The organism is Streptomyces sp. NPDC021100 (assembly GCF_044333095.1).
GTDB lineage: Bacteria > Actinomycetota > Actinomycetes > Streptomycetales > Streptomycetaceae > Streptomyces.
Genome location: NZ_JBIRQH010000003.1, coordinates 170636 through 194696, shown reverse-complemented (window position 1 = coordinate 194696; position 24061 = coordinate 170636). Strand labels below are relative to the sequence as shown.

Annotated in this window: 25 protein-coding genes and 3 pseudogenes; 16 read left to right on the top strand and 12 right to left on the bottom strand. The window is 70.7% G+C overall.

What is annotated here, in order from left to right:
• The first annotated feature begins 576 nt into the window (after window positions 1-576).
• A complete protein-coding gene (locus ACH4PU_RS07530; RefSeq protein ID WP_398267487.1) occupies window positions 577-1278 on the top strand; it encodes a ScbR family autoregulator-binding transcription factor in 702 nt (233 codons plus the stop codon).
• A gap of 119 nt (window positions 1279-1397) precedes the next feature.
• Here the strand turns inward: ACH4PU_RS07530 and ACH4PU_RS07525 are convergent, their stop codons facing one another.
• Complete coding sequence (locus tag ACH4PU_RS07525; RefSeq protein WP_398267484.1) at window positions 1398-1988, bottom strand: TetR/AcrR family transcriptional regulator; 591 nt, start codon at window positions 1986-1988, stop codon at window positions 1398-1400.
• A gap of 509 nt (window positions 1989-2497) precedes the next feature.
• Between ACH4PU_RS07525 and ACH4PU_RS07520 the strand changes: the two genes are divergently transcribed.
• The 6 genes from ACH4PU_RS07520 (at window position 2498) to ACH4PU_RS07495 (ending at window position 7442) form a co-directional block, all read left to right on the top strand.
• On the top strand, window positions 2498-2734 hold the full coding sequence (locus ACH4PU_RS07520; RefSeq protein ID WP_351505912.1) for an acyl-CoA carboxylase subunit epsilon: 237 nt from the start codon (window positions 2498-2500) through the stop codon (window positions 2732-2734).
• Between the two features lie 279 nt (window positions 2735-3013).
• A complete protein-coding gene (locus ACH4PU_RS07515; RefSeq protein ID WP_398267479.1) occupies window positions 3014-3418 on the top strand; it encodes a rodlin in 405 nt (134 codons plus the stop codon).
• A gap of 248 nt (window positions 3419-3666) precedes the next feature.
• Complete coding sequence (locus tag ACH4PU_RS07510; protein WP_398267476.1) at window positions 3667-4068, top strand: rodlin; 402 nt, start codon at window positions 3667-3669, stop codon at window positions 4066-4068.
• 146 nt (window positions 4069-4214) lie between these two features.
• Entirely contained in the window at window positions 4215-5684 is a 1470-nt protein-coding gene (locus tag ACH4PU_RS07505; protein WP_398267473.1) for an MFS transporter, read from the top strand.
• Between the two features lie 62 nt (window positions 5685-5746).
• Window positions 5747-6568 carry an SDR family NAD(P)-dependent oxidoreductase gene (locus tag ACH4PU_RS07500; protein ID WP_398267470.1) on the top strand — a complete coding sequence of 274 codons (822 nt, stop codon included), beginning with the start codon at window positions 5747-5749 and terminating at the stop codon, window positions 6566-6568.
• Between the two features lie 67 nt (window positions 6569-6635).
• The gene (locus tag ACH4PU_RS07495) at window positions 6636-7442 is read left to right on the top strand and encodes a nucleotidyl transferase AbiEii/AbiGii toxin family protein (RefSeq protein WP_398267466.1); all 807 of its coding nucleotides are present in this window, start codon (window positions 6636-6638) and stop codon (window positions 7440-7442) included.
• Window positions 7443-7474: 32 nt separating this feature from the next.
• On the opposite strand, the gene ACH4PU_RS07490 is transcribed toward ACH4PU_RS07495, so the two are convergent.
• Complete coding sequence (locus tag ACH4PU_RS07490; protein WP_398267463.1) at window positions 7475-9250, bottom strand: helix-turn-helix domain-containing protein; 1776 nt, start codon at window positions 9248-9250, stop codon at window positions 7475-7477.
• Window positions 9251-9634: 384 nt separating this feature from the next.
• On the opposite strand from ACH4PU_RS07490, the gene ACH4PU_RS07485 reads away from it, so the two are divergent.
• The gene (locus tag ACH4PU_RS07485) at window positions 9635-10162 is read left to right on the top strand and encodes a DUF4232 domain-containing protein (RefSeq protein ID WP_398267460.1); all 528 of its coding nucleotides are present in this window, start codon (window positions 9635-9637) and stop codon (window positions 10160-10162) included.
• A gap of 174 nt (window positions 10163-10336) precedes the next feature.
• Here the strand turns inward: ACH4PU_RS07485 and ACH4PU_RS07480 are convergent, their stop codons facing one another.
• Complete coding sequence (locus tag ACH4PU_RS07480) at window positions 10337-10675, bottom strand: MerR family transcriptional regulator (protein WP_398267457.1); 339 nt, start codon at window positions 10673-10675, stop codon at window positions 10337-10339.
• A gap of 569 nt (window positions 10676-11244) precedes the next feature.
• Between ACH4PU_RS07480 and ACH4PU_RS07475 the strand changes: the two genes are divergently transcribed.
• The gene (locus ACH4PU_RS07475; protein ID WP_010986199.1) at window positions 11245-11448 is read left to right on the top strand and encodes a cold-shock protein; all 204 of its coding nucleotides are present in this window, start codon (window positions 11245-11247) and stop codon (window positions 11446-11448) included.
• A 214-nt stretch (window positions 11449-11662) separates the two neighbouring features.
• Here the strand turns inward: ACH4PU_RS07475 and ACH4PU_RS07470 are convergent.
• Window positions 11663-11820, bottom strand: a pseudogene (locus ACH4PU_RS07470) (heme-binding protein); the annotation flags it as partial.
• A gap of 101 nt (window positions 11821-11921) precedes the next feature.
• On the opposite strand from ACH4PU_RS07470, the gene ACH4PU_RS07465 reads away from it, so the two are divergent.
• From ACH4PU_RS07465 to ACH4PU_RS07455, 3 genes are read left to right on the top strand one after another with little or no spacing between them, the layout of a single operon-like run.
• Window positions 11922-14126, top strand: coding sequence for an MMPL family transporter (locus tag ACH4PU_RS07465; protein WP_398267454.1), 2205 nt, complete (start codon window positions 11922-11924; stop codon window positions 14124-14126).
• A 5-nt stretch (window positions 14127-14131) separates the two neighbouring features.
• Window positions 14132-15421 carry a sensor histidine kinase gene (locus ACH4PU_RS07460; protein WP_398267451.1) on the top strand — a complete coding sequence of 430 codons (1290 nt, stop codon included), beginning with the start codon at window positions 14132-14134 and terminating at the stop codon, window positions 15419-15421.
• Entirely contained in the window at window positions 15418-16059 is a 642-nt protein-coding gene (locus ACH4PU_RS07455; RefSeq protein ID WP_398267448.1) for a response regulator, read from the top strand. Before ACH4PU_RS07460 ends, ACH4PU_RS07455 begins: the two co-directional genes overlap by 4 nt.
• Before the next feature lie 32 nt (window positions 16060-16091).
• On the opposite strand, the gene ACH4PU_RS07450 is transcribed toward ACH4PU_RS07455, so the two are convergent.
• The 3 genes and pseudogenes from ACH4PU_RS07450 to ACH4PU_RS07440 form a co-directional block, all read right to left on the bottom strand.
• Complete coding sequence (locus ACH4PU_RS07450; protein WP_398267445.1) at window positions 16092-16325, bottom strand: helix-turn-helix domain-containing protein; 234 nt, start codon at window positions 16323-16325, stop codon at window positions 16092-16094.
• A 25-nt stretch (window positions 16326-16350) separates the two neighbouring features.
• A complete protein-coding gene (locus ACH4PU_RS07445; RefSeq protein WP_398267442.1) occupies window positions 16351-16938 on the bottom strand; it encodes a DUF2975 domain-containing protein in 588 nt (195 codons plus the stop codon).
• A gap of 147 nt (window positions 16939-17085) precedes the next feature.
• Window positions 17086-17408, bottom strand: a pseudogene (locus ACH4PU_RS07440) (5-methyltetrahydropteroyltriglutamate--homocysteine methyltransferase); the annotation flags it as partial.
• A 108-nt stretch (window positions 17409-17516) separates the two neighbouring features.
• Between ACH4PU_RS07440 and ACH4PU_RS07435 the strand changes: the two are divergent.
• From ACH4PU_RS07435 to ACH4PU_RS07420, 4 genes and pseudogenes are all read left to right on the top strand, one after another.
• A complete protein-coding gene (locus ACH4PU_RS07435) occupies window positions 17517-17891 on the top strand; it encodes a hypothetical protein (RefSeq protein ID WP_398267439.1) in 375 nt (124 codons plus the stop codon).
• Between the two features lie 544 nt (window positions 17892-18435).
• Window positions 18436-18861: pseudogene (locus ACH4PU_RS07430) on the top strand (DUF4365 domain-containing protein); the annotation flags it as partial.
• Between the two features lie 66 nt (window positions 18862-18927).
• On the top strand, window positions 18928-19257 hold the full coding sequence (locus ACH4PU_RS07425; protein WP_398268521.1) for a hypothetical protein: 330 nt from the start codon (window positions 18928-18930) through the stop codon (window positions 19255-19257).
• Window positions 19258-19264: 7 nt separating this feature from the next.
• Window positions 19265-20350: a hypothetical protein gene (locus ACH4PU_RS07420; protein WP_398267436.1), complete on the top strand. Its 1086-nt coding sequence runs from the start codon at window positions 19265-19267 to the stop codon at window positions 20348-20350.
• Window positions 20351-20466: 116 nt separating this feature from the next.
• Here ACH4PU_RS07420 and ACH4PU_RS07415 read toward each other — a convergent pair whose 3' ends face one another.
• From ACH4PU_RS07415 to ACH4PU_RS07395, 5 genes are all read right to left on the bottom strand, one after another.
• The gene (locus tag ACH4PU_RS07415; protein ID WP_398267434.1) at window positions 20467-21021 is read right to left on the bottom strand and encodes a hypothetical protein; all 555 of its coding nucleotides are present in this window, start codon (window positions 21019-21021) and stop codon (window positions 20467-20469) included.
• A gap of 194 nt (window positions 21022-21215) precedes the next feature.
• The gene (locus ACH4PU_RS07410; RefSeq protein WP_398267431.1) at window positions 21216-21947 is read right to left on the bottom strand and encodes an FkbM family methyltransferase; all 732 of its coding nucleotides are present in this window, start codon (window positions 21945-21947) and stop codon (window positions 21216-21218) included.
• Between the two features lie 408 nt (window positions 21948-22355).
• The gene (locus tag ACH4PU_RS07405; protein WP_398267428.1) at window positions 22356-22928 is read right to left on the bottom strand and encodes a hypothetical protein; all 573 of its coding nucleotides are present in this window, start codon (window positions 22926-22928) and stop codon (window positions 22356-22358) included.
• Window positions 22912-23688: a GntR family transcriptional regulator gene (locus ACH4PU_RS07400; RefSeq protein WP_398267425.1), complete on the bottom strand. Its 777-nt coding sequence runs from the start codon at window positions 23686-23688 to the stop codon at window positions 22912-22914. The genes ACH4PU_RS07405 and ACH4PU_RS07400 overlap by 17 nt, the downstream gene beginning before the upstream one ends.
• The gene (locus tag ACH4PU_RS07395) at window positions 23685-23891 is read right to left on the bottom strand and encodes a hypothetical protein (RefSeq protein WP_398267422.1); all 207 of its coding nucleotides are present in this window, start codon (window positions 23889-23891) and stop codon (window positions 23685-23687) included. The genes ACH4PU_RS07400 and ACH4PU_RS07395 overlap by 4 nt, the downstream gene beginning before the upstream one ends.
• Between the last annotated feature and the right edge of the window lie 170 nt (window positions 23892-24061).

Sequence of the window (24061 nt, the reverse complement as noted above, 5' to 3'; positions counted from 1 at the left end):
GCGCGACTCCATACCTCGGATCCGAACACCCGTTCCGCTCCTCGGCGCCGGCCGTCGGGCCGCACCCCGGTCCGGACGCCCGTCCCGCCACCGCGGGCCGGCCGGCCGCACCCCCCCCGCGCCACCGCTGCCGGCCTCGAACTCCCTTCCGTAGCGACCGCATCATCTCCGGCCCGTCGCAATCCGCCGTGCCGCGCGTGGACTTCGGCCCACGCGCGCCGGGAGCCGCGACGGGCCGTCATCGCGCCCGGCCGAGGCCGAGCCCGGGGTCGTAGCGCCGCCGCCGGTCGCGGACGCGGCGCGGTTCCATACCAACCGGTCGGTGTCCGGCGGTTCTTCATGCTCCGGCACCGGCCGCGGGCCGCCGTACATGGCCGGTTCACCGTCGCGCCGGGCGACCTCGGCTGCGTAGGCTCGTTCCGCGAACTCCCCGGGCGGGTCCGCGCTTGCCGGGCGACTTACGATACGTACGCGTCGGTTTGCTTCGGGGAGCGCGTCAAGGCGTCGGACGACACGGTCATGCGCCGCCCCGTCGTCGGCCGCGCGGTGGGCGGGCTATCGATTCGGAGGCAGACCGTGGCAAAGCAGGACCGCGCGATCAGAACGCGCCGGACGATCCTGGAAGCGGCCGCGGCGGTGTTCGACGAACGGGGTTACGACGCGGCGACCATCACCGAGATCCTGACGCGGGCCGAGGTGACGAAGGGCGCGCTCTACTTCCACTTCGCCTCCAAGGAAGACCTCGCCCTGGCCGTCATAGACGCCCAGCTGACCGAGTCGCCGGCCATCCCCGAGCCGCTGGTGACGTCGAGGATGCAGCAACTCGTCGACATGGGGCTGGTCTTCGCCCACCGCCTCCGGACGGATCCGCTGCTGCGCGGCAGCGTCCGGCTCACCCTGGAGCACGGCTCGACCTCGCTCAACCGCAGCGGCCCGTTCCACGGCTGGAGCCAGGTGCACAGCCGTGTCCTCGCCGAGGGCAAGGAGCGCGGCGAGGTGCTGCCGCACGTGGTGCCCGCCGACACGGCGGAGCTGATCGTCGGCGCCTACGCCGGCATCAACATCATGTCCCAGGTCGTGACCGGCCGCGCCGACCTGGAACGCCGCGCCATCTCGCTGTACGAGCACGTGATGCCGAGCGTCGCCGTGCCCTCCGTGCTGGCCCGCCTCGACATCGCCCCCGGCCGGGGCGCCCGGGCCCTGGCCGAGGCCGAGCGGCTCCGCGCGGACGAGACCACCGGGCCGGCACCGACCCCTGCCCCCGTCGGGGTCGGCTGACCGGATCCCGGATCCCGGACCCGTAAGGGGCGCATGCCCCCTACGGGTCCCCGCCCCTTACGGCCCGGCCACCCCGGGCCGTAAGGGGCGCATACGCGGCCGGCCCCCGGTACGGGACGTCAGGCGGTCGCCGCGGCCGGGCCGGGGGCCGTCGTGTCCAGGATCTCCAGGGCGACGGTCAGCGCGGCGAGCCGCCGCTCCTCGGGGTCGCCCGCCAGGTCGTCCAGGGCCAGGGCCCCGAAGTGGACGGTGAGCAGGGCGCTGGCGCAGCGCACCCGGGTGGCCAGGTCGTCGGCGCCCGAGTGGATCAGCCGGGAGAGCCGGGTGACCCGCTCTCTGAGCCGGGCCCCGATGTCCAGCGTCCGCAGCGACGCCTGGTTCTCCTGCAGGATGCGGAACACCGGCACCGCCTCCCGCAGCTTCTCGCTGTAGCGGCACAGGAGTTCGCGCTTCGTCTCCAGCGTGGACGGCCGGCCCTCGCCCCAGGCGATCAGCTCGTCCACGGGCGCCCCCACCTGGTCCGAGATGGCGACGAGGATGTCCTCCTTCGTCTTGAAGTGGTAGTACAGCGCCGCCTTGGTGACTCCGAGCCGCTCGGCGATCTCCCGCAGGGAGGTTTTCTCGTAGCCCCGGGTGACGAAGAGGTCGAGCGCGGTCCGCTGGATGCGCTCACGGGTGTCGCTCCTGCGCGTGTGGGGGGTGCTGCCCATGTGGTCCCTGCTCTCCTTCGTTCCGCTGTGCCCGTACTTCCGTCGTCGGAGCGTCTCCCCGCGGCGGCGTCCGCCCGCAAGGAGAGAGATCATGGCTCAGGAAACCATCGGCTCCCGGGCCTCCTACCCTGCGGACGGCCGCCCATGGGTGCGCCGGCGCCGCCCGCGGCGGGACGGCGCCGGGCCGCGCGCCCCCTCCGTCCGGGACCGCGGCCGCGGACCGCGGCCGCCCGGACCGGCCTCGCGGACCGCTGAAGGGCGCGCCTCGGCGGCTCTGTGGCCGCTCTTCGGCCGTTCTTCGGGCGGGCCGCCGGTGGCCCGGACCCGGTCCGGCGGCGGACGGCCGGCGGAACGGTTCATCCGGATGCGCGAACCGCCCGGCGCTCCCGCCGTCACCCGTTCGGAGGTACCGGGGTTCCTCCCCGCCGCCGGTGGGAGCACGGTGGAAGAACCGGACACTCGCGGCGTCGCCGCACGGACGTCCGCTGCGCCGAGGAAGTGGAACGGCTATGACCGACATGTTCGTGAGGGTCGAGAAGGGCGTCGCGGGCGAGGAGGAACTCGCCGCCGTGACCACCGTGCTCCTGGCCTGCGCCGCCACGGGCTGCGACGCCGGCCCCGAGCCCGAGGCCGTCCTCGGGGCGGGACCCGCCCCCGAGATCTCCGAGTACGGCCTGTCGTGCACCCCGGCCCGCTGGCGTCCGACGGGATTCACCGCCCCCACGAGCTGGCAGGGCTGGGCCTGACCGGCGCACGCCCCATTCCCCCCTCCCCGCGTTTCCCCGCATCACGGAAATCACATCGTCAGGCACCCGGGAAATCGTGACGGATGCCCGGAAGGGATGCCCGGAAAGCGTCCGCGAAGACCAGCCTCTTTTCGTACCGGAAGCGTCCCGCCTCTTTACCCTTCCGACCCCGTGCGCTCACTGGCTCGAATGAGTGAAACCCCGGAACCTCTCCTTCCGGTCGAAGTTATCCAGATCGCTTTCTCAGTGGGGGCGCTACACGATCGAAAGGCTATGGACGTGCTCAAGAAGGTACTCGCCACGACCGCACTGACGGTCTCCACGGTCGGAGCCATCAGCGGCCCCGCGATGGCCGTGGGTCACGACTCGCAGGACATCGCCAACGCGAACGGCGCGAAGACCGGTTACGGCAACACCAAGACCGGGGGCAAGGAAAGCCCGCAGATGAGCCTGATCCAGGGCACGCTGAACAAGCCGTGCATCGGCTTGGGCCGGGCCAACATCCAGAACATCGTGGCCCTCATCAACATCGGGCTCCAGGACATCCCGATCCTCTCGTCGGAGCAGGAGCAGCAGTGCACCGACAACTCGTCCATCAACGACGGCGATGACCCGCTGTCGCACCTGCTCGACGACATCCCGATCATCTCGGGCAACGGCTCGGCCAACGGCCGGCTCTGGTAAGAACGAGCACGGGATTCCCCCCTGCTGCGGGTGTGCGGGCCCCGCGGCAGGGGGTTTCCGTTTTCCGGGCGGCGGTACGGCTCGGGTTCCGGTGGAAACGAGCCGGGCGCAGGGGGAAAAGCCGCGTACCGCGGCGCCGGCCGTGGGCCGAATGACGGAGGCCCGAATGAATGAAGCCCGAAACTTCCCCCACTGCGCCGAGTTAGGCAAGTAGCGCTCGTTTAATCGACCAGAGCGAAGGAACCATTGTGATCAAGAAGGTAGTGGCCACGGCCGCCCTGACGGCGTCGGCAGTCGGCGGCTCCGTCGGCCCCGCCCTGGCAGACGGACCCCGCAGCCAGGACGTCGCCAATGGCAACCAGGCCGTCCAGATGTACGGAAACACTTACACCGGCGGTTATATGAGCCCCCAGATGGGTCTCATCAACGGCTCGTTCAACAAGCCGTGTATCGCCATCGGAAGGCTGAACCTCCAGGACGTCGTCGGCCTGGTGAACATCGGCCTGCAGGACATTCCGATCCTGTCCTCGCAGCAGCAGCAGATGTGCACCGAGAACTCGACGATCAACGACGGCGACGACCCGCTGTCCCACTTCCTGGACAACGTCGCGATCCTGTCGTTCAACGCCGACCACAACCGCTCGCACTGACCCGTCGGCATCACGGCGAAGCCGCCCCCGGCCCTCCCGGGGGCGGCTTCCGCGCATGCGGGGCGCACCCTGGGGGCCCGGCGCGCACCTGACGTACTCTCCCGGCACGGCTAGGACCCCGCCGGGCTCCGGCCGACAGTTCTCGCATGCCCTCGTCAGCCGCCGCACGCGCCGCGGGACCACTTCGTGCCACCGCGCCCGCGTTCGTCCTGCTGGGCGCCGTCCAGGTCGTCCTGATCCTCGCCATCACGATGCTCTCCCCGGCCCTGCCGGCCGTCCAGCGCGACCTGGGTCTCTCCGGGGCCGGGCTGACCCTGGTCAGCGCCGCCTACGGGCTGTCCTTCAGCGGCCTGCTGCTGCTCGGCGGCCGGCTGGCCGACCTCTACGGGCGCCGCCGGCTGCTCGTCGCCGGCGTCGCGGTCTTCGGGGCGGCCTCCGCGGCGTCGGCCTTCGCCCCCGGTTTCGGCACGCTCCTGGCGACCCGGTTCGCCCAGGGCGCCGGCGCGGCCCTCGCGGCGCCCTCCGCCATGACGCTCGTCCGGTCCCTGTACCCGGACGCGGCGCGGCGTGCCCGCGCCCTGGCCGTCTGGGGCGGGCTGGGCGGCTTCGGGGCGACGGCGGGCACGCTGTTCTCGGGCGCCGTGACCACCTGGACGTCCTGGCGGTGGACGTTCGCCGTCCCGGCCGCCGTCTCGCTGTGCGTCGTCCTCGCCGCGCCGCGCGTGCTGCCCGCGGGCCCGGCGCCGGTCCGGGTCCGGCTGGACGTGCCGGGGGCCGTCCTGGTGACGGCCGGGCTGTCGGTGCTGAGTCACGGCCTGGTCGAGGCGGGCGAACGGGCGTGGGGCGCGCCGCGGGTGTGGGTTCCGGTCGTCGCCGGGCTGTTGCTGCTCGTCGCCTTCGTCGTGGTGGAACTGAGAGTCCGGGAGCCGTTGTTGCCGCTGGGGTTCCTGATGTCGCGGCGGCGGGCGGCGGCCCTGGGAGCGATTCTGGTCGGCTCCGCCGCGATGTCCGCGATCTTCTTCTTCCTCTCCCTGTACTTCCAGGAGGTGCGCTCCGCCACGCCGTTGCTGACCTCCGCGGCCTTCCTGCCCTTCGGTGCGGCGCAGTTGGCGGCGGGCCCGCTCGCGGCGTGGGCCGTCCGGAACCGGGGGGCGCGGTTCGTCACGGCGGGCGGACTCGTGCTCTGCGCGGGCGGGTTGCTGCTGCTCGGCCGGCTCGGCGCGGACACGCCGTACCTCGGCGGCACCCTGGCCGGGCTGCTCCTCCTCCCCGTCGGCATCGCCTGCGTCTTCTCCGGGGCGACGGTCGCCGCCCTGGAGGGGGTGCGGGACGACCGGGCCGGGCTCGCCGGCGGCGTCGTCAACACCGTCATGGAGGTCGGGCCGACGGTCGGCCTGGCCGTCCTGGTGACCCTCGCGGCCACCCGCGCGGACCGCCTGCGGGACGGCGGAACGGCCGCGGCCGAAGCCGTGTCGGCCGGGTACGGGTACGGGCTGACGGTGGCCGCGGCGGTGTGCGCGGGCGGGGCGGCGCTCGTCGCGTACGCGCTGCGGCGGGGCGGGCCGGACGGGGAGCGCGACGGCGGGGGAGGCGGTGGGGCCGGTCCCGTCCCCTGATCCCCCTCCGCCGCATGGACCACCAGCACCGTTCCACCACCGGAAACCGAGGAGTATGCGTCATGAGCCATCCGTCCCTGCCTGCTACGGCACCCACCGCCCGTCCCTCCCGCACGCCCGCCGATCCCGAACGGTTCGCCGGGAAGGTGGCGTTGGTGACCGGCGGCGGGAGGAACATCGGCCGGCAGGCCGCGCTGACCTTCGCCCGCGGTGGCGCCACCGTGGTCGTGGCCGGGCCCACCCCGGCCGACCTGGAGGAGACCGTCCGGCTGATCGAGGCCGCCGGAGGCCGGGGCTCCGCCGTGGTCGCGGACGTCACCCGCGCCGCCGACGCGGCGGCCATGGTGGCCACGGCCGTGGAACGCCACGGCGGCCTGCACATCGCCTTCAACAACGCCGGCGTCTTCGGCAGGCCGGCTCCGGTGGCCGAACAGGACGAGGACGCGTGGGCGTCCGTCCTCGCGGTCAACACCACCGGCGTCTGGCTCTCGATGAAGTACGAGATCGAGCACATGCGCGCCCACGGCGGCGGTGCCATCGTCAACTCCGCCTCCAACATCGGCTTCCACGCCCGCCGGCCGGGCCTGGGCGCCTATGCCGCGTCCAAGGCCGCGGTGTCGGTCCTCACCCGGACCGCCGCGCGCGAGTACATAGCCGAGGGCGTGCGCATCAACGCCGTGAGCCCGGGCGGCACGGACACGCCGATGTCCTTCCGTCCCGGCGAGACGGTCGAGGAGCGCGACGCGCGGGTACGGGCCGTGGTGCCGATCGGACGGGTCGCGGAGATCGGGGAGATCACCGCCGCGGTGGCGTGGCTGGCCTCGGACGACGCGGCGTTCGTGGTCGGACACGACCTGGTGGTGGACGGGGGCGCGAGCGCGTAGGGACGAGTGGGGACGAGCAGGGAGGCGCCGCGGCTCGCGGCTCGCGGTGTGCGGCCGGATAATCCGGGTGATGACGAACTCGCCGCCCACGCCCCCGACGCCGTCCGTGCCCTCCGTGCCGTCCACGCCGTCCGACCGGGTGGAGGACCCGCGCCTCGGCGCGCTCCTCGCCGGGACGCGGCGGCGGCTGCTCGACGACGTCTCCGACGTGGGCGCCGCGTTCCCGCTCGTCCTGGCCGGCGGGCTCGCGGCGCGGTTCCACGGCCTGTCGCGGGGATCCGGCCGCCCCGGGGAACGTCACCCCGGGGCCGGCCCCGGTCTCGACTTCGCCACCGACACCCAGACGCCCATGCCCGACGTCCTGGCGACGGTGCGCACCGGGCTGGAGGCCCGCGGGTGGCGGGTGCGGGACGCGGCGGCGGAGCCGCTCGCCGCGCGGTTCGTCGTCACGGACTCCCTGAACGACGAGGAGTGCGAGGTCGGGATCGCCAAGGAGACGCTGTGGCGCCCGCCGGCCCGCAGCGGAGCCGTACGCGTCCTCGCGGTGGAGGACGTGGTGGGGACGAAGGTCCGGGCGCTGGCCGACCGGGGGCTCGCGCGCGACCTCGTCGACGTCCACGCCGCGTCGGACCGCTGGTCGCGCGTCGAACTGGAGGAACTCGGGCGCCGGCACGCCCGAGACCCCTTCGACCTCGCCGATCTGAAGGCCCGGCTGGAGGGGCTGGACTGGCGCGGTGACGCCGAGTTCAGCGCCTGCGGGCTGGACGAGGCGGGCACGGAGGCGGTGCGGCGCTGGGCGCAGTTCTGGGCCGACGACATCGGCGAGCGGCTCGCGGAGGAGACTCCGTACGAGGAGGAGCCCCCGGAGGAGTAGGTCCTCGGGCGCCGGACGGATCCGGACGCCTGTCACTCCCTGCGCGCGTAGTCCGGCAGGGCCTCCCAGACGTCGGTGTCCGACCGGTAGAGGTACTGGGGGCGGTCCTTGATCGCGGTGGTGCGGAAGGGCCGGCCGCGGTCGTCGATGCGCAGGGTGCCGTGCCGGTCGCCGCTGCTCCACTCCAGTTCCAGGTACCACTGCACGTCGTGGCCGGTGGTGTGGGCGACCACGTCCAGGACCTGGGGGTCGGTGGCGGACGTCTTGTACGGGAAGTCCGTCGCCGGGATGCGGATGTCCCCCTGCCGGCCGGCCACCGGCCGGGCGAGCGGGTTGTCGCGGTCCAGGTCGATGTCGAGCGTGGCCGGTGTGACACCGCTGCCGCAGCCGTCCGCCATCACATAGGCCGACCAGGCCAGCGGCGCCGTGCGTCCCACGACGCGCACATGGAGCGCGCGCAGCACGACCGCCTGCCGGGACGTGCCCTGGACGGCCAGTTCGATCTGCATCCGCCCGCCGGGCACCGCGCGCAGCGCGCTCACCCAGCCCCGCGCGTTCCCGTCCGGCGGGGGCGGGGGCACTTCGGCCGGGGTGCGGCCCGTGACGAACACCTGGTCGCACCGGTCGATCACGGTGTACGGGCTGGTGGTCACCGTCAGGGGCGTCCCGGAGGGCGCGTCGGGGGCGGGTGTGCCGGTCCCGGGGAGCGTCGGCCCGGGGGCCGCGGGCTCGCGCGCGGTGTCCGACGGGTCGCCCTGCGGGCCGCCCGGGACGGGGGCGCCGCCCGCGAAGGGAGGGGTGGACGGGACGGCAGTGGCGCCCGGACTGGACAGCCCGGACAGGCCCGGGACCGGCGGGGTGGGAGCGTAGCCCGGTCCCCCGGGGCGTCGGTCGGCCGAGAGGGCCCGGTCCGGCCCGCCCGTCGGCGTTCCGCCGGCGCTCGCGTCCGCGCGGGAGCCGGGTTTGGTGGCGGCGTAGCTGGCGACGACGGCCGCCGGGACCGCGACGGCCACGGCCGCCGCGATCAGGGCGCGCCGGACGCGCTTCCGGGAGCCGCTCCGGGCGGTGGCCGGCCGTGCGGAGGCCGTTCTCGGGCCACGGGCTCCGATCGCCTGCCGGACCCGGCCCGGAGCGGAAGGTTTCGGCACGGCCGGGGCGGTGGCTTCTTCGTCGGGGGCGGCGTCCGGCGTGGATGCGGGTTCCGTTTCGGGTGCCGTTTCGGAAACGGCCGGTTTCGGTCCCTCCGGGGGTGTGGCCGCCGGGGCGGGGGCCGCGGCCGGGGTTTCGGCGGGCTCCCCGGCGGTCGCTGCCGGCTCCGGGGACGCGACCGGGCCGGCGTCGGCGGCGGCCCGCCGGTCCGCCCGCGTCTCCCCGGGCGCCTGAGTCTCCTGCGGTGCCTGGGCCTTTTGCGGTGTCTCTGCCTGCCGCGGTGTCTGTGCCTGCCGGGATGTCTGCGCCACCTGCGCGTCCGGGGGCGTCTCCGCCTCGGGGTGCCGGTCCGCGCCACCGGACTCGCCCGCGTCGCCGTGCGGCGCCGCGTCCGCGGGCGACTGCGCCTTCCGGCGCCGGGCGTCGTCCGCGATGATCCAGCGGCGGTGCAGCTCGACGAGCTCGTCCGGGGCGGCGCCGCAGAGCCGCGCGAAGCGCTCGACGGGGGCGTACTCCGTGGGCACGGCGACACCGTGGCAGTACCGGTGGAGGGTGGACGTGCTCATGTGCAGCCGCTTGGCCAGGGCTCCGTAACTCTGTCCCGAACGGCCCTTCAGCTCCCGTAAACGGGCCGCGAACTCGGCTATCCCCTCGGACATACAGGCTCTTCCCGTCCCATATCCGCGTTCCAGGGCGCGGCATCTTCCCAGGTCGGACTATATGCAGCCGTTCCGGCTTCCCCAAGCGCGCGACACGCCTTGCCGCCGGAACGCGCCACGGCACAGGCTGTCGGCGCGGACCGCGGCCCGAACGCACCGCCGGGCGCGGTCGGAACAGGAGCTGCCGCGCGGATCGGATTCCGCCTCCGTCTCGAACTCGTCGACGTCGTGGCCCTGAGAGTGCCGGCCGCGTCCGTCCTGATGGTCGTGGCGCTCCCGGGTCACCTGTGAGCGCGTCATCCGGGAAAGGCGCTGCCGGGCCCGGGGTATGACGACGCGGCGGTGACCGATAAGAACGTCCACTTCGGCAACAGGAGTCCCCTCATGCGTACTTCGCGCCTCGCCGCCTCCTCTCTCCTCGAGGTCACCACCCTCGCACTCGCCGCCGGGACGAGCCAGGCCGCGCCGGCGGCCCGTCCGGCGGCGACGCCCGTGACCGCCGCGTGTTCCGTGGCCCATGCCACGGTGACCGTGCGGAACGTGCCCCGGCCGGTCAACCACCAGCTCCTCACCCTCACCGACACCGGCAAGACCAAGTGCAATGCCTACGCCCACCCGTACCTCGGCTTCGACGACGACCAGTCGGTGACCGGCGTCGTGGAGGACAGCAAGCCGCAGGCGGTGGTCACCCTCGCGCCGGGCGAGTCCGCGTACGCCGGAACAGCGCTCTCCGCGGCCGACGGGAGCTCCGGCCACGGCCGTTGGGCTCGTGCTGTCCGGGTCGCCCTCGACAACGGGTCCGGTCCGGCCGGGGAGTCGGCGAGGGTCGCGCTGCCCGCCGGTACGTGGATCGACGACTCGGTCGCCGTCACCTACTGGCAGACGGACCCCGCCGACGCGCTCGTCTGGTGACCCGGGGCCCTCACAGGGTCCCGTCGGCGCGGCGGGGGTGTGTCGACCGCCGCCGGACGAGCGGACTCGCGGGCGCGGGCGTGGGCTCTCGTGCCCGGCCGTCGATCGGCGCGGCCGGGCACGGGGACACGGGGCGGGCCGCGGAGTCCGTCCCGTCAGCCCGGGTTCGTCCCGTCAGCTCGCGTCCGGCCGGCTTCCGCTCCGCCGGAGTTCCTGGTTGACGCGGAGGGCCTCTTCCAGCCGGTCCTCCAGAGTGATGATGCGGCAGGCCGCCTCGATCGGCGTTCCCTGGTCGACGAGCTCGCGGGCACGGGCGGCGACGCGCAGCTGCCGGCGCGAGTAGCGGCGGTGGCCGCCGCCCGACCGCAGCGGGGTGATGAGCCGCGCCTCACCGAGCGCGCGGAGGAACGCGGGGGTGGTGCCGAGCATCTCCGCGGCGCGCCCCATCGTGTAGGCGGGGTAATCGTCGTCGTCGAGGTTGTCGGCGGCGTTCAGACGGGCCTCCGGAGCCATGCACACCCTTCGTCGGGGCCTCGGAGGGGCGTCGGGCCTGTGCGTGCCCGGGCCCCACGGGTGGGTCATCGCCGTCGGCCCGGTGAACGGTGCCGGCCGGCCGCCGCCTGTTCGGCGGGGTGCGCCTGCCGGACGGCGTCGCGCCACGCGCGGACCCTATCGAACGGAGGGGCCGGGAGGCATGTCTGTCGTCGCCACGATAGCTTTCGGTGCCCGTCCGGGCGACCGGCGGGACGGGCGGGGCCGGTGAGCAGGCGGGGGTGGCGACCGTATGCCGCGTAATGCGATACGCATTTCTCATTCCGCCGTCGCAGAATCCCGAAAAGGGCCGCCCACGCTTTTTTCCCGCCGTTCCCGACGGGTGGAAAATTCCCTCCGCAGGGCGGGGTGTGCCGTGCTACCGTCGATGTCAGTTGCAGTTGTGGTTCCCGAAAACCCAGACGCGCCTCCCGGCTCTCCGGCCGGAGCGGGCGCTCGGCGTGACCGGGTCTCTCCGTACGGGGAAATCATCGCGGCGACGCGAGGCTCGCGCAGTGCGGGTCCAGAGCATTCCCTGAGGGAGAAACATCATGGCTACCGGCACCGTCAAGTGGTTCAACGCGGAAAAGGGCTTCGGCTTCATCGAGCAGGACGGCGGCGGCGCCGACGTGTTCGCCCACTACTCGAACATCGCCACCCAGGGCTTCCGTGAGCTCCAGGAGGGCCAGAAGGTCACCTTCGACGTGACCCAGGGCCAGAAGGGCCCGCAGGCGGAGAACATCGTTCCCGCCTGATCGCGAACCTTCGACGCCGGTCCCCGCATCCTCGGATGCGGGGACCGGCGTTTCGCTGTTTTCCGGCGCTTTCGCGTAGGGGCGTCGGTGATACGGCGGGCGGGCCGCGCCGCCGTATTCTCCAGACGCCCGGCCGTTACCGAGCGGACGCGCGGCATTCGCACATCCGCCGGTTTCGCGCCGCTTTCACCGGAGTTTACGAGCGGGCGTACGCTCAGCCGCCCAGCGCCGCGACACCGGCCCCCGGGCGTACTTGTCGTCGAGGTCGCCGCTGGGCGCCCCCGCCACCCCGATGGCGGCGACCGGCGTGCCCTTCGACCGGGCGGGCGCGCCGCCCGGCAGGAAGAGGGTACCGGGGGTGTCCTTGAGGTTGGTGGGGACATCCCCACCACCGGGGTCCACCGTCCGGTGGACGGGAAGTACAACCGGGCGGTGCTGTCGCGGGCGGACCCCGTTCGACCAGGCTCTTCCGTATGAAAGAGCTACCTGTGCGCGCCGCTCGATGGAGCGCTCTGCACCCCTGGCGCGCGATCGCCGGATGGCTGGCGTTCGTGGTGCTGTGCCTGGGCGTCGGCATCGCGGTCGGGACGAACAGCGCGACCACGGAGGACTACCGGGTCGGCGAGGCCGGCCGTGCCGAGGCGATGGCGGCCGAGGGCCATCTGGAACGCAAGCCCACAGAGCAGGTGTTGATATCGGCCAGGGCCGGCGCTCTGGACCGGGCGGCCGCCGACGCCGCCGCGCGGGACGTCGTGGCGCGGATGGCGAAGCTGCCCGAGGTCGAGAAGGTCGCCGCCCCGCGCGCCGCGAAGAGCGGCCGGGCGCTCGTGGTCGAAGTGACCATGAAGGGCTCGGAACTGGGCGCCCAGAAGCACGTCGATCCGCTGCGGGAGCAGACGGAGGCCGTGCAGAGGGGCAACCCGCGGCTGCTGGTGGAGGAGACCGGGCACCCCTCCGTCGGCAAGGGCGCCGACGGCCAGCGGGACAGTGACCTGGCGCTCTCCGAGAAGATCACCCTGCCGGTCACCCTGATCACGCTGCTGATCGCGTTCGGTTCGCTGATCACGGCGCTGGTGCCCGTGCTGCTGGCGCTCTCGTCGATCGCCGCGGCGATGGGGCTGTCGATGATCGCCTCGCACGTCTCTCCCGACGCGGGGGTCGGCAACAACGTCATTCTGCTCATCGGCCTCGCGGTCGGCGTCGACTACACCCTCTTCTACCTCAAGCGGGAGCGGGAGGAACGCGAGCGTTCCGGCGGCCGGATCGGGCCCGAGGCGCTGGTGGAGCTGGCCGCCGCGACGTCGGGGCGGGCGGTCGTGGTCGCGGGGCTCGCGGTCGTCGTCTCCACGGCGACGCTGTACCTGGCCTCCGACGTCATCTTCTCCTCGCTGGCCACCGGAACGGTCCTCGTCGTCCTGGTCGCCGTGGCCAGTTCGCTGACCGTGCTGCCCGCCCTGCTCGTCAAGATCGGGCACCGGGCCCAGCGCCGCGCGGCGCGCAGGACGCGCCCGTCCCGCTGGGCGCGGACGTCCGGTACCGGCCGGGTGTGGACCGTCCTGATGCGGCCCGCGAGCAAGCACCCCGCGATCACCCTGGGCGTCTCGACGCTGGCCATGCTCGCCCTCGCCGCCCCGGTGGCCGGGCTGAAGCTGACCGAGATGAGCCAGGACACCCACTCGCGCGCCATCCCCGCCATGCGGACCTACGACCGGCTGAACGAGGCGTTCCCCGAGCTGCGGGTCACCCACCAGGTCGTCGTCCGCGCGGAGGCGGACCGTGCCGGCGAGGTGGCGGAGAAGCTGCGGGAGCTGGGCCGGCGCGCGCGGGCCGACCGGCTGTTCACCGGTGAGCCGCGGCTCGGGACCTCGGCCGACCACCGGATCAGCGTGCTGAGCCTGTCCGTTCCCCACCTGGGCGACTCGGACGAGGCGCGGGAGTCGCTCGCCCACCTCCGGGACGACTACGTGCCCGGGACGGTCGGCCGGATCCCGGGCGCCGAGACGGGGGTGACCGGGGACGTCGCGCGGTACGCCGACTACCCGGCACACCAGAGGGACAGACTGCCGCTGGTCATCGGGGCGCTGCTGGCCGTCACCTTCGTCATGACGTTGCCGGCGTTCCGCTCGGTGGTGCTCGGGCTGGTCGGCGTCGTCCTCAACCTGCTGTCCGCCGCGGCGGCGCTGGGACTGCTGGTGCTGGTGTTCCAGGGTGAGTGGGCCGAGGGGCTGCTGGACTTCCACTCCACCGGGACGATCGGATCGCGGGTGCCGCTGTTCCTGTTCGTGATCCTCTTCGGACTCTCCATGGACTACCAGGTGTTCGTGGTGAGCCGGATCAGGGAGGCCACACTGCGTGGTGTGCCCACCCGCAAGGCGGTGCTCGACGGCATCGGCAGCTCGGCGAGCGTGGTCACCAGTGCCGCGGTGGTGATGGTGACGGTCTTCGCCAGCTTCGTCTTCCTGCACCTGATCGAGATGAAGCAGATCGGCTTCGTCCTGGCGGCGGCCGTCCTGCTCGACGCGTTCGTCATCCGGATCATGATCCTGCCGTCGGTCATGCTGCTGCTCGGCAAGGCGAGCTGGTGGCCTTCGCGCGGGATGCGGCGGGCACAGGAGGCTCCGCCGCGGGGTGGGGCGGCCGTCGTCGTACCGGTCGACGTACCGATCGACGTACGTTGATCCCCATGAATCTCTGGTCGAGGATCGGCAGCCGTGGCGCGGGGGCCGGCAACGGTGAGGATCCCGCTCACGGCCCGGTCCCCGGCCTTCCCGCCGACCCGTTCCGGGTCAGGACGCTCGGCCAGTGGAACACCGTCTGCCAGGTGCTGTTCGGCGCGATGGCCGTCGGGCTCGTCCTGACGGACCGCGGCGGCGGGACGCGGTACGGGGTGCTGGCGCTGCTCGGCTGCATCGTGATCGGCTACACGGTCCTCGACCGGTTCCCGGACAACCCCGTGCTCCGGCCGCACACCTACCTGTGGATGCTCGTCCTCGGCATCGGCGGCCTCTCCTACCTGCGGAGCGGCTACGCGGCGCTGTTCATCGTGGCGCTGCCGCACTTCTGGCTCTTCGGCAGGACCCCGCGCACCTCCGTGGTCTTCACCGGGCTCGCCACCGTCTCGTCGCTCACCGGGAGTTGGCTGCGGCAGGGCTGGAGCGCGGAGTTCCTCAGCGAGACCCTCGTCTCCACGCTCGTCGTGGTCGCCGCCAGCGTCCTGATGGGCCTGTGGGTGCACTCCGTCGTCGAGCAGAGCCGCGAACGGGGCCGGCTGATCGCCGAATTGGAGGAGACACAACTCAAACTGTCCGAGGCGTACCAGCGCCAGGGCGCCACGGAGGAACGGGAGCGCATGGCGCGGGAGATTCACGACACGCTGGCACAGGGGTTCGCGTCGATCGTCGTCCTCGCGGAAGCCGCGCGGGCAGGCCTCGACACCGATACGGAGCGGAGCGCCCAGCAGCTGCGTTCGATCGAGAGCACGGCGCGCGAGAACCTCGCCGAGGCGCGCGTGCTGGTCGGCTCGGCCCAGCCGAGCCAGGTGGCCGCGGGCTCGGTGGCCCGGACCCTGCGCCGGACGCTGGACCGGTTCACCGAGGACACCGGGCTCACGGTCGACGCCGACCTGGCCGACATCGTGTGCGACCAGCCCACCAGGATCGCGCTGCTGCGGTGTACGCAGGAGTCGCTGGCCAACGTCCGCAAGCACGCGGCGGCCTCCACGGTCGGCGTCGTCCTCGCGCGGCAGCCGTTCGGCGTCGAGCTGGAGATCACCGACGACGGGCGCGGCTTCGTGGTCGGCCGGTCGCGGGGGTTCGGGCTCGACGGGATGCGCAAACGGCTCGCCGAGCTGGGCGGCCGGCTCACCGTCACCAGCTCGGTCGGCGAGGGCACGCGCGTCCTGGCGGTGATTCCCTTGGAGCCCATGGATCCGGTGGATCCCGTGGATCCCACGGAGAGCGGGGTGGCGGCATGACGAGCGGGAAGCTCCGCGTCGTCGTGGTGGACGACCACGCGGTCATGCGCGCGGGCGTCGTCGCCCTGCTCGCCTCGGAGCCCAGCATCGAGATCATCGGCGAGGCCGCCGACGGTCGTCAGGCGCTCGACCTCGTCGACCGGTACGAGCCCGACGTCGCCCTGGTCGACCTGCGGATGCCCGTCCTCGACGGCGTCGCCACCACCACCGAGATCGTCGCCCGGCATCCACGGACCCGGGTCCTGATCCTGACGACGTACGACACCGACGCCGAGATCGAACGCGGGGTGGAGGCCGGTGCCATCGGCTACCTGCTCAAGGACACCACCCGCGACCAACTCGTCGACGCGATCCACTCGGCGTCGCGCGGCGAGACCGTCCTCGCCCCGCGCGTGGCCGCGAAGCTCGTCGCCCGGATGCGGCAGCCCGCGGAGGTGCCGTTGACGGCACGGGAGGTGGACGTGCTGAACGCGGTCGCCGACGGGCTCACCAACGCCGAGATCGGCGCCCGGCTGGTCATCGCGGAGGCCACGGTGAAGACGCACCTGCTGCGGCTCTTCGCCAAGCTCGACGTGAACGACAGGACGCGTGCCGTGGTCGTCGCCATGGAACGCGGCCTGCTCCGCCGGCCCTCGTAGCGCGGGACGGGGTGGTCACGCCCCCCGGGGCCTCAGGCGGTTCCGGCGGGGTCGTGGCTGATCAGGTCCCCCGGCTGGCACCGGAGGACCTCGCAGATCTTCGACAGGGTCGAGAAGCGGATGGCCTTGGCCCGCCCGTTCTTGAGCACGGACAGGTTGACGACGGTGATGCCCACGTGCGCGGACAGCTCGGTGAGCGTCATCCCGCGCTCGGCCAGGAGCCGGTCCAAGTGGATCCGGATCGCGTGGAGTTCCTCTTCGGCCATCAGACGGCCGCTTCCGGTTCGGGCATCAGATGGTCCCTTCGAGATCCTCTCGCATGCGCACGCCCTCGCGCATGATCCTCCCCATGATGACGGCCGCGAGACCGGCGAGGACGAGGACCTGTGGCCCGGAGACCGTCGGCCCGGAGCCCACGATGGGCGCCATGCTGGCGACGAGCCAGGAGTGGGACCAGCCGGCGACCAGTCCGGCCAGGGGCGTGCCCACGGCGACGGTCCAGCCGAGGACGGAGAGCCGACGCGCCACCGTGTCGGTGAACGGCCCCCGTTCCACGACGGCCTTGAGCAGCCGGGAGAACAGCAGCAGCGCGAGGGAGCCGAACAGCTGCCAGGGCAGTCCGCTCCCCAGGTCGGCGGCGCGCTGCCCTGTGGAGGGGCCGTCCTGGCAGAGCCGCGCGGCACTGCTGGAGGCCGTCACGCCGTGGCCGACCGGCAGGCCGTCCGCCGCCAGCGGGGCGTTGGCCCAGAAGCCCGTCTCCGCGCAGACCGCCCCGTCGTCGAGCAGGTGGGTCACCCCCACACCGAGGAAGGTGAGCCCGCAGAGCGCCGCCAGCGCGAAGGTCACCGAGGCCAGGGCCCTCGTGAGTCGCGTGTTCATCTCATCCACCCCATCGATTTTCGATAAGCCGTAGCGTAGGTGGCATATCGATAATCGACAAGTCGGAGGGTGGGCGGAGGGCGAGCGGGAGCGCGCTCCCGGGCCGTTGTCCCGGAGGCGCGGCGAAGACCGGATGCCCTCGCGGGCTCAGCCCAGCAGTTCGCGCGCGGCCGGCGCGGTGCCCTCGACGCGTGCCCGGACCTTGGTGAAGGCGGTGCCCCGGGAGGTGGAGGTGTCGTCGGCGAAGGGCGAGAAACCGCAGTCGTCACAGGTGCCGAGGTGGTCGGCGGGCACGTGGCGGGCGGCGGTCAGGACGCGGTCGCGGACCTCCTCGGGGGTCTCGACGCGCGGGTCGACCGGATCGGTCACGCCGATGAACACCTGGGCGTGCTCCGGGAGATGGCCGCGAGGACGGCCAGGACCTTCTCCGGGTCGCGCTCGCTCGCGAGCTGGAGGCAGAAGGCGCCGGCCGCGGCCCTGGCGGCGGGGCGCGAGGAGGACGACCCCCACGTCGTCACCGCGCGCACGCTCGGCACGCGCGGGCGTGGGCGTCGACGGACGCCGACGGCGACGGGCGGATGACGTCCGACGAGTACACGGCCTGGGCGGGCGCCGAGGCGTTCGACACCGTCTGCGCTCCGGTCCTCGGCGCCCTCTTCGACCTCGCCGACACCGGCGGGGGCGGCACCCTCGGCCTCGCCGCGTTCACGGCCCTCCGCACGGCGCTGAACAATCCGGCCGGCAACGCCGCGGCGGCGTTCGCGGTCCTCGCCCCCCCCGAGGCACCGGCCGTGTTGTCCGCCGTGCCGACTACATCGCGTCGATCCGCTCCCACGTCACCGGCGAGAATTCCCCGATGGGCGAGGCGCTGCACGGCGGGGTGCCGGTGGGGTAGCCGTGGGGTGGCGCGTGCGCCTCGGCGTCCGCCCGGGAACGAGAACGCGGTCCGGTAGTGCGGAAGCTCCGAAGCCGCCAGAGGCCGGCTCCCTCCCCGCCCGCCGTCGTACCGTCATACCTATGACAACGATCGGACGGGGAAAGGGTTCGGAGAGCCGGAACAGGAAGAAGCCCCGGACCATCGGTCCGGGGCTTCTCGAAAAGAGCGGGCGACGAGAATCGAACTCGCGCTCTGAGCTTGGGAATCACGGGCGGATTGACCCGATCCTGGATGTAACCTGTATAAGCGATAGCGGTGACGTGCCGTCAGAGCGGCAAGCTTGACCGCCGTTGTCTGCAGGTAACCCCCCGTTCTGGTGCACATCTCGTGCGGCTCACGCGCTCGGCACTCTCCCTGCCTAGGCCGGCTGACACGTCTACGGGCTTGTGGTGGCGCCAGTTGAGGACCATAGCCGCAGCCGTTCGACCCAGGTCAGGTGGGGCGAGACTGTTCTGTGCCGCCCAACCGACCCCGACCGGGGCATTTCAACCATCCCAGCCTGAGCCGTTTCGATACCCTCATGTACAGGTGCTGTCGCGGAGCGAGCGCTGGGGGGATCTGTGCCGAAGCGGCCATCGCAACACCAGACAGGCGCGCGTGCTGAGACTGCTGTTCGGGCACTTTGGTTGGAACTCGGCCACGCCGTTGATGAGATTCGAGAAGATTACGGCGAAGACCTTCTGGTTCAGACCTGCCTTAATGGGCGAGTTGATCCTTGCAGGATTTGGGTTCAAGTGAAAGGGACCAGGCGAGAGTTCGGTAATGGCGCTAAGGCTCTGCCATCTGTATTCCTCAAGGCCGATCAGATTCTTCGGTGGTCGCGAAGCGCAGATCTCGTGGTTGTTGTCCTGTGGGATGTCGTGAATTGCTGCGGATGGTACGCAATTCCTGGAGGACGGTACGACCATGTACAGCTAAAGGACGCTGAAGCGGGAAAATTGAAGCTGGAGTTCTCTCGGGCGAGAGCCTTTGATCGGAGCGCGGTTGACCACCTGGCGTGGTTGGCGCGGATTGACCACGCGGATCGCAGTCTTCGTCATGCCCTCTCTTGCATGGATGAGGCGGTGGAGGAGGATCCGCAGCCTCTTGAATACATCGAGTTCCATCGATCTGTCGTGGTCTCGCTTCTCGTTGATTTCGGGATTGATATCGGCGCCTTTACGCGAGAAGGCGATATAACCAAGCAGTTTCTGGATGAAATCCTGACATTTGCGTCGGAGTGGCATGAGGCGGCTGGTATTTCGGCGATCAATGGATCCCTGTTTGCGGCCCTTTTGGGTCTGGCTTGGGACAATTGTGCCGGGAATGGCCTGCCTTCAGTTCTTCTTCTGCAACTGGCGGATATGATCCGTGAGATTTACTTTGGCGAGATGCTGTCTTAGGGGAATTATGGACCAGTCGCTGGTCAGCAAAACATTACGCGCTGTCGTGTTTGATGCCAACGCTCTTAGCGGCGGGCGCCCCGATGTGAATGTCGTACGCCTAACAGCGGAACTAGCAACTCGATATGGCATAGAGGTATGGATTCCTGAGCCAGTTATATGGGAATGGGTGGAGCATCTTGACGGGGAAGTGGAAAAGGCTCGCCGGTCCTCCAACGCTGCGCTGCGTAATTTGCGCATAGCGGGAATCCCTGGTAAGCCCGTGGCGTGGCCTGGCAAGGATGAAATGCTGTGGCGTCTAGAGGCCGACCTATTGGCTATTCCGGGAGTTGTGATAGTGCGTCTCTCGGGGGAAGCTGCGCGGGATGGCTTGAGGGACCAGATATTGTTGGATGGGCCCGGACGCAGGAAAGAAGGGGTTAAGGCCGGTGGGTCTGATTCTGCCTGGCTGAGAGATGTTCTATCGAAGGCTGGGGGTTCCTTCGAGGACCTCATTCTTTTGAGTAGGGATGCTGATGTGGTGGCAGCCTGTAGAGGGCTGTTGGTGGAACCTCCTTTGATGATGAGTGTTTATGACCTGCGTCGCTCTCTCCTTCGGTACATCGATTGCCCGGAAGGACTGGCGCGCCTGATCACAGCACACTTCACTGATTTGATCGTCGAGCACGACTCGAATGTGTGCCATTACGGCTACACTGCCCCAGATTTTAATCTTGGTGTGGTTGAAGTTGACCGACGTCTGCTGCAGTCAGGTGTTTACGGCGGCGATGTCCATGTTCACGATGTGGAGGTTCGTTGTGTGCGCAAGGTTCTAGGGGCTCATGATTTGAGGGGAGGGATTGAAAGAGGCGCTGAGAAGCGCGGAGGGGCTTCAGGGTGCGGTAATGTGGTGGTGGAGTGCACCGTGGAATTCCTGGTTGATCTCGATGTCTCAACTTATGAGATAGATGCCGATGGTGAAGTGAGGATGGACGGTCAGGTCTTGTATGACATGCGCATTTCTTCCCACTTCCTGGTCGAAGTGCTGAACGGAGAAGTGCAAGATTGCAGCCCCATCTCTGTTGCTCAAGCATGCCCGCCAGCGCTTTCCTAGCTATCGAATTCTATTCAGGGGTCATTTTTGGGAGACTGGGCAAGCCGGCATCAGGGCCATGCCTCAGTCAGTCCTCGCTCCTACCCTCGGCTGACGGGTGCAGCTTATTAGAGGTGTCATTCTTCTCCGCTTGACGGCGGCAGTAGGAGGTCCCGCTCCGGGTGGCTGTCGCCGGTGACGCGGCCCTGGACGCCGAGGTCTTCGCGGGCTGCCTCGTGGAACGCGTTGATGGCTCTGAAGGTGGCGCGGTGGAGGTTGCGCCACTCGTCCAGGGTGCCGGTGGTTTCGCCTGTGGCCTGCCAGTCGATTTTGAGGGCGATGGCGTTGAGGTCGTGGGCCGCTTCGACGACGTCGTCGCCGCCCAGGAGCGTGACGCGCTCGAAGGCGCGGCCGCGGAGGCGGCTGGCCTCGGACATCTGCGCTCGGAGCTCCTGCTCCGGTTGGTCGCTGGGGCGTATCCCCTCGCGGTGGTGGTGCAGGTGGACCGCGAGGAAGATGCAGGAGCGCATCTGGTCGATGTAGTTCGCGTAGGCATCCAGCTTCTTGGCGTCCCAGCGGGTTTGAAGAGACTGGCGGTGCCGCTGCTTCTCCATCCTCTGGTTGGCCAGGTGAGTGGTCACCGCGCCCAGGAGCACGGCAGCGATCGTCACAAGCTGTTCGCTGAACTCCACCGTGCTGGCCCCCTGGCAAGTCGTCCGGACGACTTTGAGGATCGCAGGAACACGGCGGTGGGTTGGGTCAGGGGTGACAAACGGCTGGAACACGGGAGGGGTTGGCGTGCGTGAGGTGGCCAAAGCCCGGGACGGGTGACTGTGACAGGGTGACCGGTGTGACACCCCCCCGGCTGTTTCAGCTGCTCACGTCCTCATAGAGGCAGCACGTCCGCGTCGACGGGTGACAGCACGACGTCTGTCTGGGCAGTGATCGGTTTTCGGATTCGGACAGGGGCGGTCGGACGGCTCAGCATCACCGGGTAGTCCTCCGGCATGTACGAGTTCACGAGGCTGTACGGGTGCAGGCCGTGGTGGAGGAACGGGGTCAGGACGTCGTCGACAGTGCGTCCGCCGGCCGCCAGGCGGGCCGGGCTGATCTCGGCGACGATCTCGCAGTCCGGGCGTTGGAGATGCAGGAGTTCGGCGAGGCTGTCCAGGACCGTGCCCTCGGCTCCCTCCACGTCCACCTTGATGATCCGGGCCCGTTCGAGCTCCGCGGTCGAGACGGCGTCCGCCAGGGGGAGGCCGGGGACGGTCAGCCGGTTCTCGTGGTGCTCCGGCTTGACCATGGTCGTGGCGCCGAGGTTGCCCGTGTGGGGGACGTAGAGGATTACGTCGCCCCGGGAAGTGGTGATGGCAGCGCGGACGGGACGGACGTTCTCGCAGTGGTTCAGGGCGGCGTTCGCCTGCAGTTCGGCGTGGAGCGCCGGCGCCGGCTCGATGGCCACCACGACGCCGTTCCGGCCGACGAGCCGTGAGGCCATGGTGGTGTAGTAGCCGACGTTCGCCCCGATATCGAGGAAGCCGTCACCCGGCTGCAACCGTGAAGCGATGAAGGCGGAAATCACCGGCTCCCAGCACCCGGACGTGTAGAGCGACCTCATGATGAGGTCCTCCGTCGTGCGGATTCGGACGCGACATCCGTATCGGGTGGTGACCGTCTTGGTCGTGGCCGGGTTTTTTCGGAGGCCGACGTCGAGCCATTCCCGTAGGAGCGCTCGCTTCAGCGTGGTGCCCGGGCCGTACCGCACGTAGCAGCGAGCTGCTGTCAGCAAAGGTCGCCACGGCGGCGGAATCAAGTGGGTCTCGGACGGTGGACGGCGCTTTCCTGAGGAAGGGGCCATGCGCGCGACCGTACGGTGCCAAGCCGTTCAGAGACAGGGGCCGGTCGGTGCAAGAAGCGGGGGGCACGGGGCACCAGGCCGGCTTCCGTGCCGCGGCACCGGCACGCGGCCGCACAAGCCGGGCGGGCCGACTCCGTGGGGAGTCGGCCCGCCCGTCGTGGTCCGTTCCTACCTGCCTGTGGGGCTGAGGGTGAAGGTCTCGGACGCCATCACCGTGAAGGTGCTGTCACCCGTCGATGCGGCGTGCCGCACGAACCAGGAGTAGGCGCGCCTGGCGCTCGGAGTACTCCCCGGCTGCTCCTCGCCGCAGTCCTCGCACGTTCCCCGGAAGCGGTCGGGACCTGCGGCGTGAGCCGTCACCTCCCAGTGCTCCTCGTCCGCAGGAGCGAGCGACGGCCTTCCCTCCTGTCCCTCGTGTGTTCGGGCAGTGAGGCGCACTCCCCGGCTGACAGCCACCCGGAGGACATCGCGCAACGCCATCGCCAAGGGGCTGACGATGTAGTGCATCTCCTTCGGTCCGCCATCGGGACGGTTCGTCATCTCCTCCACGTGGTTCAGCAGGGCGTCCGCCAAGGCCAGTTGCTCCTCCTCGACCATGTCGGCCATACGCCCGAGGAAGCTGCCGTGGTCGCCCCCCACCAGGTAGAGCGGCTTGTTCTCGAACCCGGCCCAGGGCAGCAGCCGGAGTTCGGCCCCGGCGCCGTGGTCCCTCGGCGAGTTGGCCCTAATCGGCATCGACATCGCTGGTTCCGTCATCGGTCGCCTCCTCATCCGGAATGGGCACGAGCGTGGTGAACATGGCCTCGGACCGTTCGCCGCGGAGCACCAGGTGCGCGGCCTCCACCACCCGGCCCGTGGCGTCGGTGGAGACGCGTTCGATGGACAGAACCGGCGTCCTGATGGTGATCTGCAAGAGGTTCGCTTCTTCCGTCGTCGCGAGGCGGGCCGTCAGGCGTTGTGCGCTGGCCTCCACCTGCACGCCGGCCTTGACGAGAAGCTGCCGGACGTCCTCCCCCCACGGGGAGCGGACCACTTGGATTTCCCGCAGGTCCCTGTACGCCACGGATTGGGGTACGTAGACGTGGGCCACGCTGTGCGGGGTCTCCCCCTCCCGGTTGAGGTATCGGTACTTGGCCACCGAGGAGCCTGGTGACACTCCCAAGAGGACGGAGAGCTCCGCGCTGGCCTTGATGTTGGTGGCGCTGAGGGTCGTACGGACTACGCGTTGGGCGGCGGTGTCCGCCTGCTCCGTGTGGTCGCCAGGGGAGTACCGGATGGGTGGCCTCGGGCGGGTCACGTAGGTCCCGCTGCCGTGGCGCCTCTTCAGGAGGCCCTCGGCCTGGAGCACCTCCAACGCGTCCCGGAGCGTGGGCCTGCCGACGTCGAAAGCCGCAGCGAGGGCCTCCTCCGAAGGGAGGCGTTCGCCGATCCTGTAGGTACCGGAGCGGATGCGGTGGCGCAGTTCATCGACGATTGCCTGGTAGCGAAGGGGCAACGTCACCACTTCCTCAAGGCGCGCATCGCGAACAAACGGGTCCCCCGGCGGAAGACGAAGGCTTCACCGGAGCCGAAATAGACGCGCCTGCCGCCACCAGGCACGTCGACGAGGTTCCGCACCTTGAACTGCTTACGGCCGATCTCTATGAGGTCTCCGCGCCGTACTGTCGCCGCAGTGACTTCCAGGAGCGTGTACACGGTGTTCACGTGGCGCCTCCCTCGATGCTGCGTGCCTTGCCGTGGAGGACAAGCACGCAGGCGAAGAAGCGGTGCAGCCAGGCGGCTGACTGATGGTTGGGCGGCGTCATCGGCATGCCTCCGGCGCGTTGTCGCACCGGGCCGCCAGCAACGTGGCCCGGTAGCGCTTCGACCAGGGC

Excerpts from the sequence above, each read along its gene's own strand:
- ACH4PU_RS07525 (WP_398267484.1), bottom strand. The coding sequence starts at position 1,988 with ATGGGCAGCACCCCCCACACGCGCAGGAGCGACACCCGTGAGCGCATC.
- ACH4PU_RS07520 (WP_351505912.1), top strand. The coding sequence starts at position 2,498 with ATGACCGACATGTTCGTGAGGGTCGAGAAGGGCGTCGCGGGCGAGGAG.
- ACH4PU_RS07505 (WP_398267473.1), top strand. The coding sequence starts at position 4,215 with ATGCCCTCGTCAGCCGCCGCACGCGCCGCGGGACCACTTCGTGCCACC.
- ACH4PU_RS07500 (WP_398267470.1), top strand. The coding sequence starts at position 5,747 with ATGAGCCATCCGTCCCTGCCTGCTACGGCACCCACCGCCCGTCCCTCC.
- ACH4PU_RS07490 (WP_398267463.1), bottom strand. The coding sequence starts at position 9,250 with ATGTCCGAGGGGATAGCCGAGTTCGCGGCCCGTTTACGGGAGCTGAAG.
- ACH4PU_RS07485 (WP_398267460.1), top strand. The coding sequence starts at position 9,635 with ATGCGTACTTCGCGCCTCGCCGCCTCCTCTCTCCTCGAGGTCACCACC.
- ACH4PU_RS07480 (WP_398267457.1), bottom strand. The coding sequence starts at position 10,675 with ATGGCTCCGGAGGCCCGTCTGAACGCCGCCGACAACCTCGACGACGAC.
- ACH4PU_RS07475 (WP_010986199.1), top strand. The coding sequence starts at position 11,245 with ATGGCTACCGGCACCGTCAAGTGGTTCAACGCGGAAAAGGGCTTCGGC.
- ACH4PU_RS07465 (WP_398267454.1), top strand. The coding sequence starts at position 11,922 with ATGAAAGAGCTACCTGTGCGCGCCGCTCGATGGAGCGCTCTGCACCCC.
- ACH4PU_RS07460 (WP_398267451.1), top strand. The coding sequence starts at position 14,132 with ATGAATCTCTGGTCGAGGATCGGCAGCCGTGGCGCGGGGGCCGGCAAC.
- ACH4PU_RS07455 (WP_398267448.1), top strand. The coding sequence starts at position 15,418 with ATGACGAGCGGGAAGCTCCGCGTCGTCGTGGTGGACGACCACGCGGTC.
- ACH4PU_RS07450 (WP_398267445.1), bottom strand. The coding sequence starts at position 16,325 with ATGGCCGAAGAGGAACTCCACGCGATCCGGATCCACTTGGACCGGCTC.
- ACH4PU_RS07445 (WP_398267442.1), bottom strand. The coding sequence starts at position 16,938 with ATGAACACGCGACTCACGAGGGCCCTGGCCTCGGTGACCTTCGCGCTG.
- ACH4PU_RS07435 (WP_398267439.1), top strand. The coding sequence starts at position 17,517 with ATGACGTCCGACGAGTACACGGCCTGGGCGGGCGCCGAGGCGTTCGAC.
- ACH4PU_RS07425 (WP_398268521.1), top strand. The coding sequence starts at position 18,928 with ATGGATGAGGCGGTGGAGGAGGATCCGCAGCCTCTTGAATACATCGAG.
- ACH4PU_RS07420 (WP_398267436.1), top strand. The coding sequence starts at position 19,265 with ATGGACCAGTCGCTGGTCAGCAAAACATTACGCGCTGTCGTGTTTGAT.
- ACH4PU_RS07410 (WP_398267431.1), bottom strand. The coding sequence starts at position 21,947 with ATGAGGTCGCTCTACACGTCCGGGTGCTGGGAGCCGGTGATTTCCGCC.
- ACH4PU_RS07405 (WP_398267428.1), bottom strand. The coding sequence starts at position 22,928 with ATGTCGATGCCGATTAGGGCCAACTCGCCGAGGGACCACGGCGCCGGG.